Raw genomic sequence first — 18,331 nt, 5'->3', positions numbered from 1 at the left:
CCGGCGCTCAAGTCATGGAGGTTGCGATGAAACTGCCGTCCGCATCGGCACCGGCACCGACCGCACGAGGGCGGGCCACCCGCGCCCAATTCGCTGACGCTGCAAAGCAATTGATCGCCGAGCGTGGTTACCTCAGAATCACGATCGCCGACATCGCGACACGCGCGGGCAAGTCGACGGCCGCCTTCTACCGGCACTTCGACAGCAAAGAACATCTCCTCGCCTCGTTGGCCGAAGAGTTTCCGCACGATGTCTTTGCCAGGGCACCACAACCATTGCCCGAGTCGTCCGATCGCGAGCTTCTTCGGCAGGCCACCGCGGCGTATTGGACGGCGTTCCGGACCAATCTCGGTGTCCTCATCGGCGTGTCCCAGCAGGCCCAGGTCGACGAAGTGTTCGCACGGCACTGGAGTCGAATCAGACGAGCCGGCATCGACGTCATCGAGCGCACGATCCGCGATGCCCAGGCGCGCGGAATCGCCACCGAAATCGATGCCCCGGCAACCGCATTGGCGTTGGGCGCGATGTTCGAACTCTTCTGCTTCAATCAGCTCACCGGATTCGATCCGGGACAGGAACCGATCGACGATGAGCTCGCGATCGACACGCTCGCCGAGATTTGGTACCGAACCATTCACTGTGACGAAGGCGTGTAAATGCTTCCCTACTCTTTCGCGAGTCGATCACGACAGTGGGCGACCGTACGCCCCAATGCACCGTCGGTATCGAGCGAAGGCACGACCTTGACGCATGCACAGCTCGATCACGCAGCCACCCGCCTGGCCTCCGCACTGCGGACCGCGGGGGTTCGTCCCGGCGATCGGGTCGGCTACCTGGGCCGTAATCACGTGGCGTTCGCGGTGATCATGGTCAGCGTCTCAAGGGTCGGGGCGATAGTGACCGCACTGAACTGGCGGCTCGCATCCGACGAATTGAGCGGGGTGATCGCGGATGCCGACCCGACCGTGATGTTCGTCGCCGGCGAATTCCTGCCAGGGCTACCGGATTTCGGTGACGGCACCACGCAACTCGTGCCCATCAACGATGGTCCGGCCGTGGATTCACTGGCGGCTTTTGCGGATTCATTGTCGTCCGACCGGGTGATGACGGAGGAGCATGTGGTCCGACCGGACGACATCGCGCTCCTGACATACACATCGGGCACGACCGGCCGCCCCAAGGGGGTCATGGTGTCGTACCGCCAGATCGAGTTTCATTGCACGATCGATACGCCGTGGCGCATCCGCGGCGGCTCGACGCTGCTGGTGTTGTCGCCTGTTTTCCATGCTGCCGGAGTCGGTTGGGCCTTTCTCGGCAATTTCCACGGCGCGCATATCGTGTTCCTGCCCGAGGCCGCACCGAAGCTCATCGCCGAATACATTGCGCGACACAAGGTCACCGACGCACTACTGGTGCCGACACTGCTCCACATGTGCCTCGACGAGCCCGACTTCGTCGAGGCAGCGCGCGCCACCCTGCGCACTGTGGTCTACGGCGCGTCGCCCATAGGTGCCGGCGTCCTCACCCGCGCGTTACGCGAACTGCCGGAATGCGATTTTGTGCAGGGTTACGGGATGAGCGAAACCGTCGGTCCGATCACGTGCCTGTATCCGGAGGAGCATCGGGATCACGGCGTGACTCTCGCTTCTGCCGGTTCGCCGTTGCCCGGGGTCGAGGTGCGGATCGTCGATCCTGCTACCCAACAGTCGTGTGCCGACGGGGTCGTCGGTGAGATCTGGACCCGGAGCGGGCAGAACTGCGCCGGGTACTGGCACCGGCCGGATGCCACCGAACTTCTTTATGCCGACGACTGGCTCCGCACCGGCGATGCAGGCTTCCTGCAGTCCGGATATCTCTATGTGACAGATCGGATCAAGGACATGATCAACTCGGGCGGGGAGAACATCTATGCGGGCGAGGTGGAGCGGGCCATCATGGAAATCGCGGGGGTCACCGACGCGTGTGTGGTGGGCCTCGCACACCCGAAGTGGGGCGAGACCGTGTGCGCGGTAGTCGTCCGCGACGAACACCTCCTCGTCGACGAAGCCACGGTCATCTCCGGCGCCAGAAGTCGACTCGCACACTACAAGTGCCCGACGTCAGTCCGGTTCGTGGCCGAACTGCCCCGTAACGCTGCGGGCAAAGTGCTGCGGCGACAGGTTCGTTCAGAGGTCGCAGGAGCAGAGAAATGAGCGAGATAACTACGGCGGTCGACGGCCACGTGGCCGAAGTCATGATCAACCGCCCGGAGAAACACAACAGCATCACGATGCCGATGTTCGAGCAGTTGGCCGAGGCGGCGGAGAGTCTGGCGCGCACCACCGCAATACGTGCCGTGGTGCTCAGCGGCGCGGGCCCATCATTCTGCTCCGGCCTCGACACCGGACATTTCGGCCCCGACGGCGGCGATTCCGCGTCACCGTCGAGTCCACGTCTCGCGCAACTGCTCACCGAACCCCCGTACGTTCCCGACCCGGGCCACGCGGGCAATTTGGGACAGCACGCGGTTCACGTATGGGCGACCCTGGCCGTACCCGTACTCGCTGCCGTGCACGGTCATGCGCTGGGCGCCGGACTGCAATTGGCGGCCGCGGCCGATCTGCGCGTCGCCGGCCCTGACACCTCGCTCGGCGTACTCGAAATCCGATGGGGCCTCGTGCCCGACCTCGGTGGCATTCCGATGCTGATCGATCTCATCGGGCGCGAACGCACGGCTGATCTGGTCTATACCGGCCGAACCATTTCGGGCACCGAAGCACACCGTATCGGTCTTGTGTCACGTGTCGCGGGCGACCCTAGATCCGAGGCACTGGCCATGGCGCACGACATCGCGCGACGCAGTCCAGATGCCATCCGCCATGCCAAACGCCTCATCCGTCTCCACAGCCCCGGCCCCACAGCGGAATCGTTCGTCGCCGAGGGCCGGGCGCTGGCCGACCTTCAGAACTCCGCAAACCAACTGGAGGCCGTCGCGGCCTTTCGGGAACGCCGCGACGCTGACTTCGACGATGCGCCACCGTCACCTGACGACCGGTTGTGATCGACTCGCCAAAGCGGAATCCGACGATCACACCCCTCGGCCACCTTCGGATCGGGACGCGCGGACGCACTCGGGGACGACGCCTATCAAGTCACCGACGCCGCCATCATCGACGAGATGATGCGACACGCACGTGAGCGCGCCATGGCGGCGGGCGCACACGCACCCCGGACCGTCGTCGAACCCGGATTCCCGCGAGACGTGCTCCTCCGTGCGGTGAATCGATACACCGCAACGGGAATTGTCGTCGGGATGCGGCGCGATCGGCCCAGTGGCCAGATTCGTCACCTCGCCCGGCACCTGCCGGCCTCGGTCGACCTCATCGCCACCGACGGCAGCCGCCATCTGATCCCCGACCGCTCCTCCGAACGAACCGTCCAGCGCGGACACCGCTACGGACTGGGCTGGGCCACGGCATGATCCACGAGACACTGGCCGCAGGCCGCATACTCCTGGGCGTTGCCGCACTGACAGCACCCACACGATTCGCATCGAGCGTAGGGGTCACCGACGCAACACCGGAATTGCGCTATCTCACACAGGTTTACGGAGCACGCGCCATCGCCATGGGTTCGGCCTACCTCACCGCCGGCGATGTCGAACGTCGCCGATGGAGTCACCTGTCCCTCGCCATCGATCTGTCCGACACCGCGGTCGGCACTATCCGCCTCGTACGCGGCGATACCCCACGCCGAGCGGCTGTCGCCATGCTCGCCGTGACCGCCACGTACGCGATCGCCGGACTGTCACGTCTACGGCCCTCGGCGTCGACCGAAATGACTTGACATGGGCGTCGGCTGCGACAAAGAGGTTGCGAGGCTGCCGGTTTCACGCTAGTATCGAACATACGTTCGTATCGTTCATTGGGGGATGAACATGATTGACTCGACGGCCGATCTTCACCGGTTGATGCCGGACCTGGCCGAGTTACGTTGCGCCGACTCGGAAGCCGATGCCGTCGCGCGTCTGACGACTCTGGAGGAGATCAAGTCTGCTTGCACCGCAGCACAAGCCAGAGAGACTGCCCGACTGGATGAGTTGCGCGCCATCGACGAAGAGATGCGGCACGTGCCCAAGGCGCGGCGTGGCCGTGGATTGACGTCAGAGGTGGGACTGGCGCGTAAAGCCTCCCCTCGCAAAGGAAGTCAGTACCTCGGGTTCGCGCGGGCACTTGTACGGGAAATGCCCTGCGCCCTCGCCGCCCTGACGTCCGGCGTGCTCACAGAATGGCGGGCGACCATTCTGGTCCGCGAGACCGCGTTCCTCACACGCGAATCACGAGAAGAGATCGACCGCCGTCTGTGCGCCGATCCCGAATCCCTGGTCGGCGTGGGAGACCGAGAACTCGACGCGAGAGTCAAAGCGGCTGCCTACGAACTCGAGCCCTCCGCAGTGGTGGCACGAAAGGCCAAGGCCGACAAAGACCGCCGAGTGACCGTGCGGCCCGCACCGGATCTGATGGCCCAGCTGTCCGCTCTGTTGCCGATGACGCAGGGCATCGCGGTCTACGCGTCATTGAAGAAGCATGCCGACTCGTGTGTCGGCACCGACGACCGCACTCACGCCCAGATCATGGCCGACACTCTGGTCGAGCGTGTCACCGGACAGTCCACCGCCACCGAGGTTCCGGTCGCGGTGACCGTCGTCATGTCGGATCGCGTACTCCTCGGAACCGGCAATGATGTGGCCGAGATCCCCGGCTACGGTCCGATCCCCGCAGACGTCGCCAGATCGCTGGTCGCCGACGGTATCGACTCCGACGACCCCACCGCATCGACAATCCGCCGGCTCTATGCACGCCCGTCTGACGGCACACTGGTGTCGATGGATGCACGGTCCAGAACATTCCCTAAAGCACTGGCAACCTATGTCAGACACCGCGACAAACGGTGCCGCACAGCCTATTGCGACGCACCGATCGCCGAGATCGACCATGCCCGCCCCCACCACAGCGGTGGCCGTACCAGCGCACATAATGCCGACGGCATCTGCACCACACACAACCGCGCCAAAGAAGCCGACGGATGGCACTACTCCGTCATCGACACCGACGGCCGGCATCGTATGGAGATCGAAACACCCTCCGGCACACTGCACCTCTCGATAGCCCCACCATCGGTCGGGTTCACACCCGAAACCGTGAGCGCCACCGAGACGCGGCTACGCGCGCTCCTCACAGAGGCCGCGTGATGGCCCACGCTCAGATGTCGCTGAGCGCAGGCACCTTGGTGGCGCGGGCGTAGATCGCCTCACCCTGCTGGAGGTGGAGTGCGTTCGCGTCGCCACGGGTGATCTGCGCCTGGAACTCCTCACCGGACGCCACCGCGGTCAGTTCCACGCGGGTCTCGAACCCGAGATTCACGACACGCTGGACGATCGCCTTGATGACCCCCGTATCGAGGGCGGCATCGGCGGCGGGCAGAGCGAGTTCGGGATTGCGCCCGATCCGAATGTCATGCGGACGTACGAGTTCACCGTTCAGCCGCACGGTCGACCCCAGGAAGGACGCGACGAACGGATTGACCGGCCGGTCGTACAGCTCATCCGGTGCACCGACCTGCTCGATACGTCCCTTGTTGAGGACCGCGATCCGGTCACTCACGTCGAGCGCCTCCTGCTGGTCGTGGGTGACCAGCACGGTCGTCACATGCACCTCGTCGTGCAAGCGGCGCAACCACTTTCGCAGATCCTCACGGACCTTGGCATCGAGCGCGCCGAACGGCTCGTCGAGCAGCAACACCCGCGGATCGACGGCCAGAGCCCGGGCGAGCGCCATACGCTGTCGCTGACCACCGGACAGCTGTGCCGGAAAACGCTTCTGGAACACGGTGAGTCCGACGACATCAAGCAGTTCGTCGACCTTCGCATCGATCTCGGCCTTGGTGCGCTTACGGATCTTCAGACCGAAAGCGATGTTGTCACGCACCGTCATGTGCTTGAACGCCGCATAGTGCTGGAACACGAATCCGATGTCGCGCTGCTGCGGCGACGCCTTCGACACGTCGCTACCGCCGATGACAACGGTGCCCGAGTCGAGCGTGTCCAGACCTGCGATGGCCCGCAGCAGAGTCGATTTGCCGGAACCCGACGGGCCGAGCAGCGACGTCAGCGACCCCTCCGGAATCTCGATCGACACATCGTCGAGGGCGGCGAAGTCTCCGTAGCGCTTGTTCGCACCGATGACCGTGATCGACATGTCAGATGCCTTCCTTCGTGGCGGCGGGCTCGGGGGTTGTGTCGGTCGAGGTGACCGACGCACTCGCGGTGGCATACCGGTTCTTGACCCGGCGCTCGATAAGCGTCATCGCGATGAGGACCACGATCGCGACGAACATCAGCAACGTCGCCGCCGCGTAGGCGCCGTACTCGTTGTAATCGTCGGTATAGCGCGAATGCACCAGCAGGGTGAGTGTCTGCGATATCCCGGGAAAGTTCGACGACACCATCGTCACCGCACCGTATTCACCGAGCGCACGCGCGATGGTGAGCACCACACCGTAGGTGAGGCCCCAGCGGATCGCGGGCAGCGTGATACGCCAGAACGTCTGCCAGGCGTTGGCGCCGAGCGTGGCGGCGGCCTGTTCCTGCTCGGTGCCGATCTCACGGAGCACGGGCTCCACCTCACGCACCACGAACGGCAGGGTGACGAACAGCGTCGCGAGCACCAGCCCCGGGAAACCGAATATCACTCGGAATCCCAGGCTTTCGACGCCACCGAACCAGCCGCCGTAGCCCCACAACAGGATCAGAGCCACGCCGACCACCACCGGCGACACCGCGAACGGCAGGTCGACGACGGCTTGCAGCAGACCCTTGCCGGGGAACTTGCCGCGGGCCAGGGCGAGTGCGGTGACAACGCCGAACACCACATTGAGCGGCACCACGATCACGACGATGATCAGGCTGAGCTGCAATGCCGAGATCGCGGCCGGTGTGGTGATCCACTCCCAGAACTGGCCGAAGCCGTGTTCGAAGGACCGCCAGAAGATGAGCGCGACCGGGACCACCAGCAGCACGAAGAGGTAGATCAGCGCGATCGCGCGCAGACCGTACCGGGTCAGGGGCGAAAGCCTCACTGGTCCTGCTCCTCTCGGACACGCTGCCGGCGTCCCACCAGCCGCAGGATCAGCAACGCCACGAACGCGATGAGTAGCAGCAGCACCGAGACGGTGGCCGCGGAGACCTGATCGTCGACCTCGATCTGCTGCTGAATGTATTGGGACGCAACCTGGGTCTTGCCGGGGATGTTGCCGCCGATGAGCACCACCGAACCGAATTCGCCGATAGCGCGGGTGAATGCGAGGCCGGTGCCGGTGAGGATCGCCGGCAGCAGGGAGGGCAGAACGATCTTGGTGAAGGTCGTCCAGTTGTTGGCCCCGAGCACCGAGGCGGCCTCCTCGACGTCGCGGTCGAGTTCCAGTAGAACGGGCTGCACCTGCCGCACCACGAACGGCAGCGTCACGAAGGTGAGCGCGATGATCAGTGCCGGTTTGGTGGCGTTCAACTGAAGATCGATCGGCGAGTTCGGCCCGTACAGCGAGAGCAGCACCAGGCTGGCGACGATGGTCGGCAAGGCGAATGGCAAGTCGATGATCGCGTTCACGAATCCCTTGCCCCAGAAGTCATCCCGCACCAGAACCCACGCGATGATGGTGCCGAAGACCATGTTGATAGCGGCCACCACAACCGACACCAGCACCGTGATGCCCAGCGCGTCGAGGGCGGTCGAGTCGGTTGCCGCCGACCAGAATCCGCTCCACCCCTCGTCGAAAGAGGCGACGGTGATCGCGGCGAGCGGCAGCAGCACGATGATCGAGAGCCACAGTCCCGCAACGCCGATACCGAGTGGACTGACCCCGCTGAAGGTCTTCCCGCGCCCCAGGAAACCGGAGCGCACCTCGTCGACGACCGGATTCGGGGTATCGGTTCCCGAACTCATTGCCGGCCTCCCGAGTTATAGATCTTCGTGACGGCTCCCTTGGTGCCGAACAGCTTCTTGTCCACGGCCTTCCAGCCGGTCAGGTCCTTGCCGTCGTTGTCGGCGGCGGTACCCTCGCCCAGAACCTTGCCGAGATCCTTGATCGTCCACAGCTTGTCGATGCGGCCCGGGAACTTGGCGGCGGTCTCCTCGATCACCGACGGCACGACCGGGCGGAATCCCTGTTCCGCCCACAGACGTTGAGCCTCCTCGGTGAACAGGAAATCCACGAACGACTTGGCCGCGGCCTTGTCCTCACTGGTGTTGACGACGGCGACCGGGTTCTCGATCTTGAACGTTTGCGGCGGCACCACATACTCCACCTGGCTGTTCGCCCCGGCGGTGGCATTGGCGCGATCCAGCATGATCGCCTCGTTCTCATAACTGATGAGCACGTCGCCCTGGCCCTGCTCGAACGCCGTGGTCGCCTCCCGACCCGACTTCGGGATCACATGGATATGATCGCGGACGAGCTTCGCGACGAAGTCGAGGCCCGCCTTGTTGTCGCGGCCGCCGTTGCTCTTCACCGCATACGGCGCGAGCAGATTCCACTTCGCCGATCCGGAACTGCCCGGGTTGGGAGTGACCACCTGGACGCCCGGTTTGAGCAGATCGTCCCAGTCACGGATGTTCTTCGGGTTGCCCTTGCGGACCACGAGTGCGACCACCGAGCCGAACGGCGTGCTGTTGTTGGGGGCCTGCTTCTTCCAGTCCTCGTCGACGATCCCGGCTTTCACCAGTCGAGTGACATCGGGCTCGACCGAGAAGTTGACGACGTCGGCGGGCACGCGCCGCGCGACTTTGCGGGACTGATCGCCGGATGCGCCGTACGACTGGGAGAAACCGACGTCGTGGCCCTGCTCGGTGTCACGGAAGGCGGGAATGATGGCGTCGAAGCCCGGCTTCGGGACGGCGTAGGCGACCAGATTCAGGTGGCGACTGCCGCTGGAGATGTCGATTCCGCCGGGTTCGTCGGTCGAACCCCCGCCGCATGCGGTCACACCCACGATCGCCATGACCGCAACGATGGCGGTCAACAGCGCCGACCTGCAGCGCCTGTTCGCGGATCTCACCACGCCTGTCCCCTAGCTCGTCGGTGTCGCGCTCACCGGCCTCGATGAGCCAGATGACGTTAGCAACGGCTCCGGGGGCCGATCCATGCGCCGATCCCGGCGATTGGTTGCCGTCTCGGTCGGTGTGCTAGCGCGTCAATACCCACGCGAGCACCACCAGGATGATGAGTGCGAGCAAAGCCCAAGTGACACGTGAGCGAATCATTGTCTACAGTCCCGTCCCGTCCTCGTCGGCGAAGCGCCGACGGTCGAACAACGTGCTCACGCCGTCCACCAGCAGATTCAGCAGCACTGCGATCGCCACGGCGAGCGGAATGACCACGGCGAGAGTGACCAGGAGTTGCGGCACGAAGGACAGGCCGGTCAGCCACTCCTCGACGCCGTCCCACCAGTTCGCCAAGCCACTCACGTTCTACCTCGCTGTTCTCGATCTCGTCGACGCCCCGAGCACGGGCACCGGAGGAGTTTCGCTCACGCTGAACAAAACTCGGTGCCGGAGCCCTTCGCAATCATAGTCGCCAGTCCTCATAGCTCCGCGGGTCCTCGATCGGCTCCATGTGAATGGTCACCGACAGGTGATCGAGCACACCCATCATCTCACCTTCGATCTCCTCGCCGAGATCGTGCGCCTCCTGCACCGACCAGTCCCCCGGAACCAGCATGTGCAATTGCACAAAACGTTCATGGCCGGACTCGCGTGTCCGGATGTCGTGGAACTCGATATGGCGTGCCCGGTAACGGTCGAGCACACCGTCGATCACCGCGCGATCGTCGTCGGCCACCGCGGCATCCATCAGGCCGGCCCCGGAGCGCCAGATGAGGCGTGCCCCCACCACGATGATGTTCACCGCCACCGCGATCGCGATGATCGGGTCCAGCGGTAGCCACCCGGTCAGCGCCACGAGCAGTACGCCGACGATGACTCCGGCGGTGGTCCACACATCGGTGAGGAGATGCTTGCCGTCGGCCTCCAGGGGCAGCGATCGATACCGGCTGCCCGCCCGGACGAGCACGACACCCACCACACCGTTGACCACGGTCGCGGCCACCGACACCACCAGTCCGAGGCCCACGGCCTCGAGTTCCTGAGGGTTCAGCAACCGGTCGACGGCGGCCACCATGATCACCGCGGCCGCGACGACGATCATCACCCCCTCGGCCACCGCCGAGAAATATTCGGCCTTGCTGTGCCCGAAGTTGTGACCGGCATCCGCGGGCCGAGCTGCCACGCGCAGCGCGGCGAACGCGCCGATGGCGGCGACCAGATTCACCAATGACTCCGCCGCATCCGACAACAGCCCCACCGACCCGGTCAGTTGCCAGGCAAGGACTTTCATCACGATCGTGACGATCGCGGCCGCAATGCTCAGGAGTGCGAACCGCGTCAGATCGCGGCGCGCGGGGGTGGTCGCGGTGATCATCGACTTTCGAGGGCTGCGCGGGCGGCCGCCTCGATGGCCGGGTACCGCTCCCCCATCTGCTGCGCGAGTGCCTGGGCCGCCGACAACGGACGGACCATCACCATGAAGTCGTTGATCTTCCCGTCCTCGTCGTAGACGAGAAAATCGCAGCCCGTGACGTGCTTGCCGTCGATCTCCGCCTCGAAGACCAGTGCGTGGTCGCCGCTTGCCGCGTCGTGGATCTCGCGGACGTACCGGAAGTTCTCGAACACCTCGATCACGGCGCGAAGAATGGCCGCGGTGATCGCCTTACCCGGGTACGGCGTGAACGCCACCGGGCTGCGGAACACCACGTCGTCGGCCAGGCACTCCTCGACCGCGTCGAGATCCCGGGCTTCGACCGCCTCACGGAATGTCGTCATGTCCGCCTCCTCATCACGGGGTGCCGCCGGCTAGGCGGCATCGAGACCGCGTCGCTTCAGCAGCGGTCCGATCTCGGCTTTCCGGCCGATCAACGTCTCATGCGCGACAAGCGGATCCACGCTGTCACCGCGGGACAGCGTGGTATCGGCGAACTTGCGGCCGCTGTCCCGAACCAACCCGCCCTCGGCGAGGAACCACTGTTCGGTCTCGGCGTCGAGCACCTCGGACCAGATGTAGCTGTAGTAGCCCGCCGAATATCCGCCGCCGAAGATGTGGTTGAAATAGGTGCTTCGGTAGCGCGGCGGGATGAGCGTTCCGAATCCGGCCTCGGACAGGGCTTCTCGTTCGAAGGTCAGCACATCGGTGATCTGCTGGTCGGCGGTGATGCGATGCCAGGCGAGATCGAGGACGGCCGCGGCCAGGTATTCGATGGTGCCGTGGGCGCTCTCGGCATTCGCCGATGCGCGCGCGGCCTCGGCGAGTTCGGCGGGGATGGCCTCTCCGGTCTCATGGTGACGCGCGTAGTTCGCGAGCACGTCCGGGTGCAGTGCCCACATCTCGTTCACCTGCGACGGGAACTCGACGAAATCCCGCGGCACGGAGGTGCCTGACTGTGAGGGGTAGTCGACCGCGGACAACAATCCGTGCAGTGCGTGCCCGAACTCGTGGAACAGCGTCGTCAGCTGATCCATGGTCAGCAAAGTGGGTTGTCCGGCATCGGGTTTCGTCACGTTGAGCACATTCACCACCACGGGCTGTGTTGCCAACACTCGTGACTGATCGACGATGTTGTTCATCCAGGCGCCGCCCCGTTTGGACGGTCGGGCGTAATAGTCGCCGAGATACAGGCCGATGCTGCGGCCGGTGTCGTCGAACACCTCCCACACACGGACGTCGGGGTGATATCCGGCGAGATCCGGACGGCGCGTGAAGGTCAGACCGTAGAGCTGTTCGGCGGCGAAGAACACCCCGCGTTCCAGCACCGAGTCGAGTTCGCAGTACAGCGCGAAGTCGCCGAGCGGCACCGCCGCCGTGGATCGGCGTTCCTGCGCCAGCCAGTACGTCAGGTCGGCGGGACCGATCTCGGCACCATCACTCAGACCGGTCAACCGCACCCGCTCCCGCTCCCCCGCGCGGTTCGCCGACGCGGTCAGTTCGCCGAGCAACTCCATCACGGCGGCCGGCCCCGGCGCCGTCTCCTCGGCGATCACGAATTCGGCATGGTTCTCGTAGCCGAGCAGCCGGGCACGCTCGGCCCGCAGCGCGACGATCTCGAGAATGATTCCACGCGTGTCGAATTCGTTGTCGCGGGCGCCGCGCTGGACCGACGCGTCGAAGACCCGTTGCCGCGTGCTCGCGTCGGTGAGAGATGTCAGCACCGACTGACTCGTGGGCAACTCCAGCGACAGCAGATACCCGTCGTCGTGACCGGCATCGGCTGCGGCCCTGCGCGCCGCCGCGATCTCACTCGCCGGCAGGCCGTCGAGTTCGGCAGCAGTGTCCACCAGCACCGCGGAGGCATTGGTGTCGTCGAGGAGTTTCTGCGAGAAGGTCGTCGTCAGGTAGGCGAGGCGCGACGAGATCTCCCGCATCCGCTCCTGCTGCTGCGGATCCAGACCGGCACCGGCGCGCACCGACTCCCGGTATCGCTTGGCCAGCAGGCGATCCTGCGCTTCGGAGAGACCCAGTTCGTCACGGCGGCCGTACAGATCCGAGATACGCCCGAAGATCCGGGGATCCATGGCGATGGTGTTGCCGTGGGCGGTGAGCAGCGTGGAGAGTTCCTGGGAGATCTCGTTGCGACGCGGGTTCGCATCGGAGCCGACGAGATTGAAGAAGATCCCGGCCGCGCGGGCCAGATCACGTCCGGAGAGTTCCAGTGCCTCCACGGTATTGGCGAACGTCGCGGGTTCCGTGTCGGTGGCGATGGCCTCGACCTCGGCGAGGTGCGCGGCCATCGCCGAGGTGAAGGCGGGCAGGAAATCGTCGTCGGAGATCGACGCGAAATCCGGCAGCCCGTGCGGCAGAGTGGATTCGGCGAGAACCGGGTTGACCATGGAACTCCTTCACACGTGAGCGGACAGGACTGCTACTTGCCCTTGGGTTTGTCTCCGACGGCATCGGTGGAGAGTGCGGCGACGAAGGCCTCCTGCGGAACGTCGACGCGCCCGATGGTCTTCATCCGCTTCTTGCCCTCCTTCTGCTTCTCCAACAGCTTGCGCTTACGGCTGATGTCGCCGCCGTAGCACTTCGCGAGCACGTCCTTGCGGATCGCCCGGATGTTCTCTCGGGCAATGATCTTCGAGCCGATGGCGGCCTGGATCGGCACCTCGAACTGCTGGCGCGGGATCAACTCCTTGAGTTTGAGCGCCATCTTGTTGCCGTACGCGTAGGCGGCATCCTTGTGCACGATGGCACTGAACGCGTCGACCGCCTCACCCTGCAACAGAATGTCGACCTTCACCAGATCGGCCTCCTGCTCGCCCGCCTCCTCGTAGTCGAGGCTCGCGTATCCCCGTGTCCGCGACTTGAGGGCATCGAAGAAGTCGAAGATGATCTCCGCCAACGGAAGTGTGTACCGCAGTTCCACTCGCGTCTCGGACAGATAGTCCATGCCGCCGAGCTCGCCGCGCCGTGACTGACAGAGCTCCATGATGGCGCCGATGAACTCGCTGGGCGCGATCACCGTGGTCTTCACGATCGGCTCGAAGATGCTTCGCGCCTTGCCATCCGGCCAATCCGACGGGTTGGTCACGATGTGTTCGGTGCCATCCTCCATGATGACGCGGTACACCACGTTGGGTGCGGTGGAGATCAGGTCCAGATTGAATTCACGTTCGAGACGTTCGCGCGTGATCTCCATGTGCAGCAGACCGAGGAAGCCACACCGGAAACCGAAGCCCAGCGCGACGGAGGTTTCCGGTTCGTAGGTCAGCGCCGCGTCGTTGAGCTGCAGTTTGTCGAGGGCCTCACGCAATACGGGATAGTCGGAACCGTCGACCGGATACAGACCGGAGTAGACCATCGGTCGCGGTTCGCGATACCCGGTCAGCGGTTCGGACGCACCGTGGCGTGCGGTCGTCACGGTGTCACCCACCTTCGACTGCCGCACGTCCTTCACACCGGTGATGAGATAGCCGACCTCGCCGACACCGAGTCCCTGCGACGCCTTCGGCTCCGGCGACACGATGCCGACCTCGAGCAGTTCGTGCGTCGCACCGGTCGACATCATCGCGATCTTCTCGCGGGGCACGATCTTGCCGTCCACCACGCGGACGTAGGTGACGACGCCTCGGTAGGTGTCGTAGACCGAGTCGAAGATCATCGCGCGGGCCGGCGCATCGGCATCACCCTCGGGAGGCGGGATGAGCCGGACGACCTCGTCGAGGAGTTCCTTCACGCCCTCACCGGTCTTGCCGGACACCCGCAGGACGTCGTCGGGTTCACATCCGATGATGTGCGCGATCTCCGCTGCGTAGCGGTCCGGGTCGGCGGCCGGCAGGTCGATCTTGTTGAGCACCGGAATGATGGTCAGATCGTTGTCCATCGCCAGGTAGAGGTTCGCCAGCGTCTGGGCCTCGATGCCCTGCGCCGCGTCGACGAGGAGCACCGCACCCTCGCAGGCCTCCAGGGCACGCGAGACCTCGTAGGTGAAGTCGACGTGGCCCGGTGTGTCGATGAGGTGCATGACGTAGTCGGTGGTCTCGCCGTCTTCGGTGACCTGCCAGGGCAGGCGCACGTTCTGCGCCTTGATGGTGATGCCGCGCTCACGCTCGATGTCCATCCGGTCGAGGTACTGGGCCCGCATCGCCCGCTCCTCGACCACGCCCGTGAGCTGCAGCATCCGATCGGCCAGGGTGGATTTGCCATGGTCGATGTGGGCGATGATGCAGAAGTTCCGGATCCGTGCGGGATCGGTGAACGTCGTGTCGGCGAACGTGGAAATCGCTACGGCTCCTTGAACGGCGTGCAGAGACGAGATTGCTGAGATAAGAGGTCAAGACCAGTTTCTCATGCCTCCGCACACCGAGGCGCCGCCGCCCCTCTGCGTGCCGACCGACGTGTCAGGTCACCAGGCCGGTTCGTCGATCGGCTCGGTCCCCGCCTCGACGTCGAACCGGACGTTGTCGCCGTCGACCGCGGTCGCGGTAACGGTCACCGGCAGCCACTTGCCGTCCGCCAGCAGCGCGCACTCCTGCTTGGCGCCCACCTTCGCCGTCAGTCCGCCCTTGCAGATGAAGCGATCCGGGGTCTGCCCCACGGTCTTCGACAACTCCGCATTCGCCTGCTTCTCCAGGTCGGACTTGCTGACCGATTTCTCACCGACGCTGACCTCGGCACTACAACCGGATGCCACCAGCAGGCCGAAGCCCAGCATCCCCGCCACCACGATCCGTCGAACAGAGCCCCGCTTGTCCATGGTCTTCCTCACGAGTAGAAGCAGCAGCCCGAACGGGCCCGAGGCAGATGCCTCACCGCACTTTATGTGACTCCGCACTTACCGGTCCCGAGATCCGCGAAGCCGGACTCACCACTACGGTTGACCCATGCCGCCAGCAGCGAGCGAGACACCGGACATCGAGGACCACATCGGCGACGGGATCGTCGCGAGCATTCACCGTCCGGCCCGGACACCGCTCGGTGTGGTTGTGCTGGCACACGGGGCCGGAGGAAACCGCGACGCCGCGATCCTGCGCGCGTACGCCACTGAGCTATGCGATCGCGGACTTGTGGTGGCCCGCATCGACCTGCCCTACCGGCAGCGCCGACCGAAAGGACCACCGAGCCCGTCGACTGCGGCCGCCGACCGTGACGGCGTGCGTGCCGCCGTCGAGGCGTTCCGGAGCGAAGCCGACGGCCCGCTGGTCGTCGGCGGCCACTCCTACGGGGGCAGGCAGGCGTCGATGGTCGTGGCCGAAGAGGACGCCGGATGGGCCGACGGCCTGCTGCTGTCCTCCTATCCCCTGCATCCACCGGGCAAGCCGGATCGACTGCGCACCGAACATCTGCCGTCGATCACCACGCCGACGCTCGTGGTCCACGGCAGCTCGGATCCGTTCGCCACGTCCGCGGAACTCGCCGAGGCCGTCGCACTCATCCCGGCGCCCACGCGCGTCGTCGAGGTCGAGAAAACGGGACACGACCTGAAGCCGGATCGCACACCCGTCGCCGCCATGACCGCCGACGCACTCGAGGAACTGATCCTGTCGGGGGCGATCCGGTGAGCACTCGGGGCCCGGGTCATCCGACCGCACAGTTCGCGCGGGAGATCGTCTACTCCCCGGATCTCGACGGTGATGCCGATCCCGGTGAGATCGTCTGGACCTGGGTGGTGTTCGAGGACGACGCGACACAGGGCAAGGACCGTCCCGTGCTGGTCGTCGGCCGCGACCGATCCGACCACGATCCGACACATCTCCTCGGACTCATGTTGTCCAGCAAGGATTATCACCGCGACGACGACAACTGGATCTCGGTCGGAGCCGGCGCCTGGGACAACGATCACCGGGAGAGTTTCGTCCGGCTCGACCGTGTCCTCCTGGTCGTCGAGGACGCCATACGCCGCGAGGGCGCCATCCTCGACGAGAACCGTTTCACCCTGGTGGCCGAACAACTCCGGCGGCGATTCGGGTGGCGATGAAGTCGACGGTCGCATGGGCCGCGACCGCACTGGCACTCATCACCGCATTCATCATCGCCCCGCCGGCCCTCGCCGGAGACGGCTACGGAACGGCCTTCGACAATCAACCGCTCATCACTGCGGCGACAAGCGGCTTCGATGGGTTCTGGCCATCCGGTCGACGGGAGCCGCCGGCCGCACTGCAAGCCGTCGTGGACTACTGGTTCCGCTATCACCTCGTCAAGGCGATCGTCGCGGCCGCACTCCTCGTGACCCTTGTCCTCCTGGGACGCAGTCTGATTCGTCGTCTTCGGTCAGCCGACGAGACGGCGAGCCCGTCTCGACGGCGCCAGTGGGCGGTAGGTGCAGGAGTCACCGGACTGATGGGAATCGGGGCGGTCATCGCGCTGGCGGCCAACATTCAGGGCAGCGTCGCTCCCCTGTCCTCACTCCTGTCCCTCGTACCGAGCGTTCACGCACCGGCCGATCTCGATGTACTCGACGATCCCGACTCCCTCGCATCGCATCCACCCCTCGATGCAATCGTCGACGACTTCGCCCGCTATCACCTGGCGATGGCGGTGATCGCCGGCATACTCACCGTCGCGATGGTCGTCATCACGATCGTGTGGTGGCGCATCCTGGGCCCCGGCACCGAAGGCCTTCGACGGCGTGACCGGCTCATCGGTCTCGCGGCGGCCGTGGTGATGATCGGCTGCCTACTCGTCGTCACCATCGCCAACGTCAGCACCGCCGTCGCACCGGCCGGAGCACTCGCATCCTTCTTCGGAGCGGGCTGACAAGGACCGTAGCCTGCTCAGCATGCGCTCGCTCTCCCGCGGCATGGCGCTCCCTGCGCATACGAGGTCCGGTGCGAGCGCGGAGACGAAGTAGGTCGGCGCGTCACGGTCGTACCGGATGTCGACCACATTGGCGAATCGTTGTGCCGCTTCGGTATCCATGTCCGAGAATGCGGGGATACCCGTGACCACCCACGTCGGGTAACGGTCGGTCAGCCACAGATAGTCGCTCGGCGCGGTCGCGGCCGTGCACAGGTCGGCGAAGTCGATCCAGAGGCGACCGTCACGGTGCCACGCCACGACCTCGTGCGTGGACGGTCGCAATGACACCCGGTCCGACGCACTCGGGCGCGGTATACCCAGATGCGCCAACTGAGTACACGTACCGGGCGCGATCCAGGCGCCTGCGGTGAATCCGGGTTCCGTCCGACGCGGGTCGGAGGACTGGCGGTAATCCCGTGGGCCGTTCACGGCGACCACCCGCATCGATGCCTCGATCTTCGCGATGGTCGGCAGGAAACCACTGTGGAACAACGGATTCGGCATGAGCTCCGACGGCGGATGATTCGATGTCACGATCAGTCGGCACGGGCGCGCGAACAATGTCGTGAGCACGCGGTCGATGAAGATCCCGTCGGCCGGATCGTGCACGTGGAACTCGTCGAAGCAGATGACCTCGGCGTCCCCGAGCAGATCGTCGAGCGCAGCGTGCAGATCGGCCCGGTGGACGATGATCGCGTCATGGAGGTCACGGAAGAATTCGTGGAAATGCGTCCGGACCTTCCGGCGGGTCGGCACCGCGTCGAAATACGTTGCCATGAGCCAACTCTTGCCGCGGCCGACCGGTCCCCACAGGTAGAGGTGATCGACACCGTGGGCGAGAAGGTCCGCCGCGGCGGCCTGGGCGTCGTCCAGCACGAAACCGTCAGACGCCGCGGCGTCGTCGAAGACCGGGCGTTCGACCCGGCAGCTTGCGCGTCGCCTCCTCAACATGACT

General features: G+C 65.2%; 20 protein-coding genes. 9 read left to right on the top strand and 11 right to left on the bottom strand.

Annotated features, from left to right (window positions below):
• Nucleotides 1–26 precede the first annotated feature (26 nt).
• From AC4JJG_RS06755 to AC4JJG_RS06730, 6 genes are all read left to right on the top strand, one after another.
• Nucleotides 27–656, top strand: a complete 630-nt coding sequence (locus AC4JJG_RS06755) for a TetR/AcrR family transcriptional regulator (RefSeq protein ID WP_495400159.1) — start codon at nt 27–29, stop codon at nt 654–656.
• Nucleotides 657–2,192 carry an AMP-binding protein gene (locus AC4JJG_RS06750; protein WP_495400158.1) on the top strand — a complete coding sequence of 512 codons (1,536 nt, stop codon included), beginning with the start codon at nt 657–659 and terminating at the stop codon, nt 2,190–2,192.
• Complete coding sequence (locus AC4JJG_RS06745) at nt 2,189–3,040, top strand: enoyl-CoA hydratase-related protein (RefSeq protein ID WP_495400157.1); 852 nt, start codon at nt 2,189–2,191, stop codon at nt 3,038–3,040. Before AC4JJG_RS06750 ends, AC4JJG_RS06745 begins: the two co-directional genes overlap by 4 nt.
• Before the next feature lie 117 nt (nt 3,041–3,157).
• Entirely contained in the window at nt 3,158–3,460 is a 303-nt protein-coding gene (locus tag AC4JJG_RS06740) for a hypothetical protein (protein ID WP_495400156.1), read from the top strand.
• Nucleotides 3,457–3,825, top strand: coding sequence for a DUF4267 domain-containing protein (locus AC4JJG_RS06735; RefSeq protein WP_495400155.1), 369 nt, complete (start codon nt 3,457–3,459; stop codon nt 3,823–3,825). The genes AC4JJG_RS06740 and AC4JJG_RS06735 overlap by 4 nt, the downstream gene beginning before the upstream one ends.
• Before the next feature lie 91 nt (nt 3,826–3,916).
• Nucleotides 3,917–5,230 (top strand): HNH endonuclease, encoded by a 1,314-nt coding sequence (locus tag AC4JJG_RS06730; RefSeq protein WP_495400154.1) that lies wholly within the window; start codon nt 3,917–3,919, stop codon nt 5,228–5,230.
• Nucleotides 5,231–5,240: 10 nt separating this feature from the next.
• On the opposite strand, the gene AC4JJG_RS06725 is transcribed toward AC4JJG_RS06730, so the two are convergent.
• The 10 genes from AC4JJG_RS06725 to AC4JJG_RS06680 form a co-directional block, all read right to left on the bottom strand.
• Complete coding sequence (locus tag AC4JJG_RS06725) at nt 5,241–6,236, bottom strand: sulfate/molybdate ABC transporter ATP-binding protein (RefSeq protein WP_495400153.1); 996 nt, start codon at nt 6,234–6,236, stop codon at nt 5,241–5,243.
• A gap of 1 nt (nt 6,237) precedes the next feature.
• Complete coding sequence (cysW, locus tag AC4JJG_RS06720; protein ID WP_495400152.1) at nt 6,238–7,116, bottom strand: sulfate ABC transporter permease subunit CysW; 879 nt, start codon at nt 7,114–7,116, stop codon at nt 6,238–6,240.
• Nucleotides 7,113–7,979 (bottom strand): sulfate ABC transporter permease subunit CysT, encoded by an 867-nt coding sequence (cysT, locus tag AC4JJG_RS06715; RefSeq protein ID WP_495400151.1) that lies wholly within the window; start codon nt 7,977–7,979, stop codon nt 7,113–7,115. The genes cysW and cysT overlap by 4 nt, the downstream gene beginning before the upstream one ends.
• Nucleotides 7,976–9,034: a sulfate ABC transporter substrate-binding protein gene (locus tag AC4JJG_RS06710; protein WP_495400150.1), complete on the bottom strand. Its 1,059-nt coding sequence runs from the start codon at nt 9,032–9,034 to the stop codon at nt 7,976–7,978. Before AC4JJG_RS06710 ends, cysT begins: the two co-directional genes overlap by 4 nt.
• Before the next feature lie 265 nt (nt 9,035–9,299).
• Nucleotides 9,300–9,500 (bottom strand): hypothetical protein, encoded by a 201-nt coding sequence (locus AC4JJG_RS06705; protein WP_495400149.1) that lies wholly within the window; start codon nt 9,498–9,500, stop codon nt 9,300–9,302.
• 100 nt (nt 9,501–9,600) lie between these two features.
• Nucleotides 9,601–10,512 carry a cation diffusion facilitator family transporter gene (locus AC4JJG_RS06700; protein WP_495400148.1) on the bottom strand — a complete coding sequence of 304 codons (912 nt, stop codon included), beginning with the start codon at nt 10,510–10,512 and terminating at the stop codon, nt 9,601–9,603.
• A complete protein-coding gene (locus tag AC4JJG_RS06695) occupies nt 10,509–10,913 on the bottom strand; it encodes a nuclear transport factor 2 family protein (RefSeq protein WP_495400147.1) in 405 nt (134 codons plus the stop codon). Before AC4JJG_RS06695 ends, AC4JJG_RS06700 begins: the two co-directional genes overlap by 4 nt.
• Nucleotides 10,914–10,943: 30 nt before the next feature.
• A complete protein-coding gene (locus AC4JJG_RS06690; RefSeq protein ID WP_495400146.1) occupies nt 10,944–12,971 on the bottom strand; it encodes a M3 family metallopeptidase in 2,028 nt (675 codons plus the stop codon).
• A gap of 32 nt (nt 12,972–13,003) precedes the next feature.
• Nucleotides 13,004–14,896: a translation elongation factor 4 gene (gene lepA / locus AC4JJG_RS06685; protein ID WP_495400501.1), complete on the bottom strand. Its 1,893-nt coding sequence runs from the start codon at nt 14,894–14,896 to the stop codon at nt 13,004–13,006.
• A gap of 87 nt (nt 14,897–14,983) precedes the next feature.
• Nucleotides 14,984–15,334, bottom strand: coding sequence for a DUF4333 domain-containing protein (locus tag AC4JJG_RS06680; protein ID WP_495400145.1), 351 nt, complete (start codon nt 15,332–15,334; stop codon nt 14,984–14,986).
• A 127-nt stretch (nt 15,335–15,461) separates the two neighbouring features.
• On the opposite strand from AC4JJG_RS06680, the gene AC4JJG_RS06675 reads away from it, so the two are divergent.
• Genes AC4JJG_RS06675 through AC4JJG_RS06665 form a run of 3 tightly spaced genes read left to right on the top strand, consistent with a single transcriptional unit; the run spans nt 15,462 to nt 17,334 of the window.
• A complete protein-coding gene (locus AC4JJG_RS06675; protein WP_495400144.1) occupies nt 15,462–16,139 on the top strand; it encodes an alpha/beta hydrolase family protein in 678 nt (225 codons plus the stop codon).
• On the top strand, nt 16,136–16,555 hold the full coding sequence (locus AC4JJG_RS06670) for a type II toxin-antitoxin system PemK/MazF family toxin (protein ID WP_495400143.1): 420 nt from the start codon (nt 16,136–16,138) through the stop codon (nt 16,553–16,555). Before AC4JJG_RS06675 ends, AC4JJG_RS06670 begins: the two co-directional genes overlap by 4 nt.
• Nucleotides 16,552–17,334, top strand: coding sequence for a hypothetical protein (locus AC4JJG_RS06665; protein ID WP_495400142.1), 783 nt, complete (start codon nt 16,552–16,554; stop codon nt 17,332–17,334). Before AC4JJG_RS06670 ends, AC4JJG_RS06665 begins: the two co-directional genes overlap by 4 nt.
• Here AC4JJG_RS06665 and zapE read toward each other — a convergent pair.
• Nucleotides 17,254–18,327, bottom strand: coding sequence for a cell division protein ZapE (gene zapE / locus AC4JJG_RS06660; RefSeq protein ID WP_495400141.1), 1,074 nt, complete (start codon nt 18,325–18,327; stop codon nt 17,254–17,256). The genes AC4JJG_RS06665 and zapE overlap by 81 nt on opposite strands.
• Nucleotides 18,328–18,331 lie beyond the last annotated feature (4 nt).

The sequence above is a fragment of the Gordonia sp. B8661-1 genome (assembly GCF_059427765.1).
The sequence above is the reverse complement of the archived record's forward strand: the minus strand, read 5'-3'. Positions and strand labels throughout refer to the sequence as shown.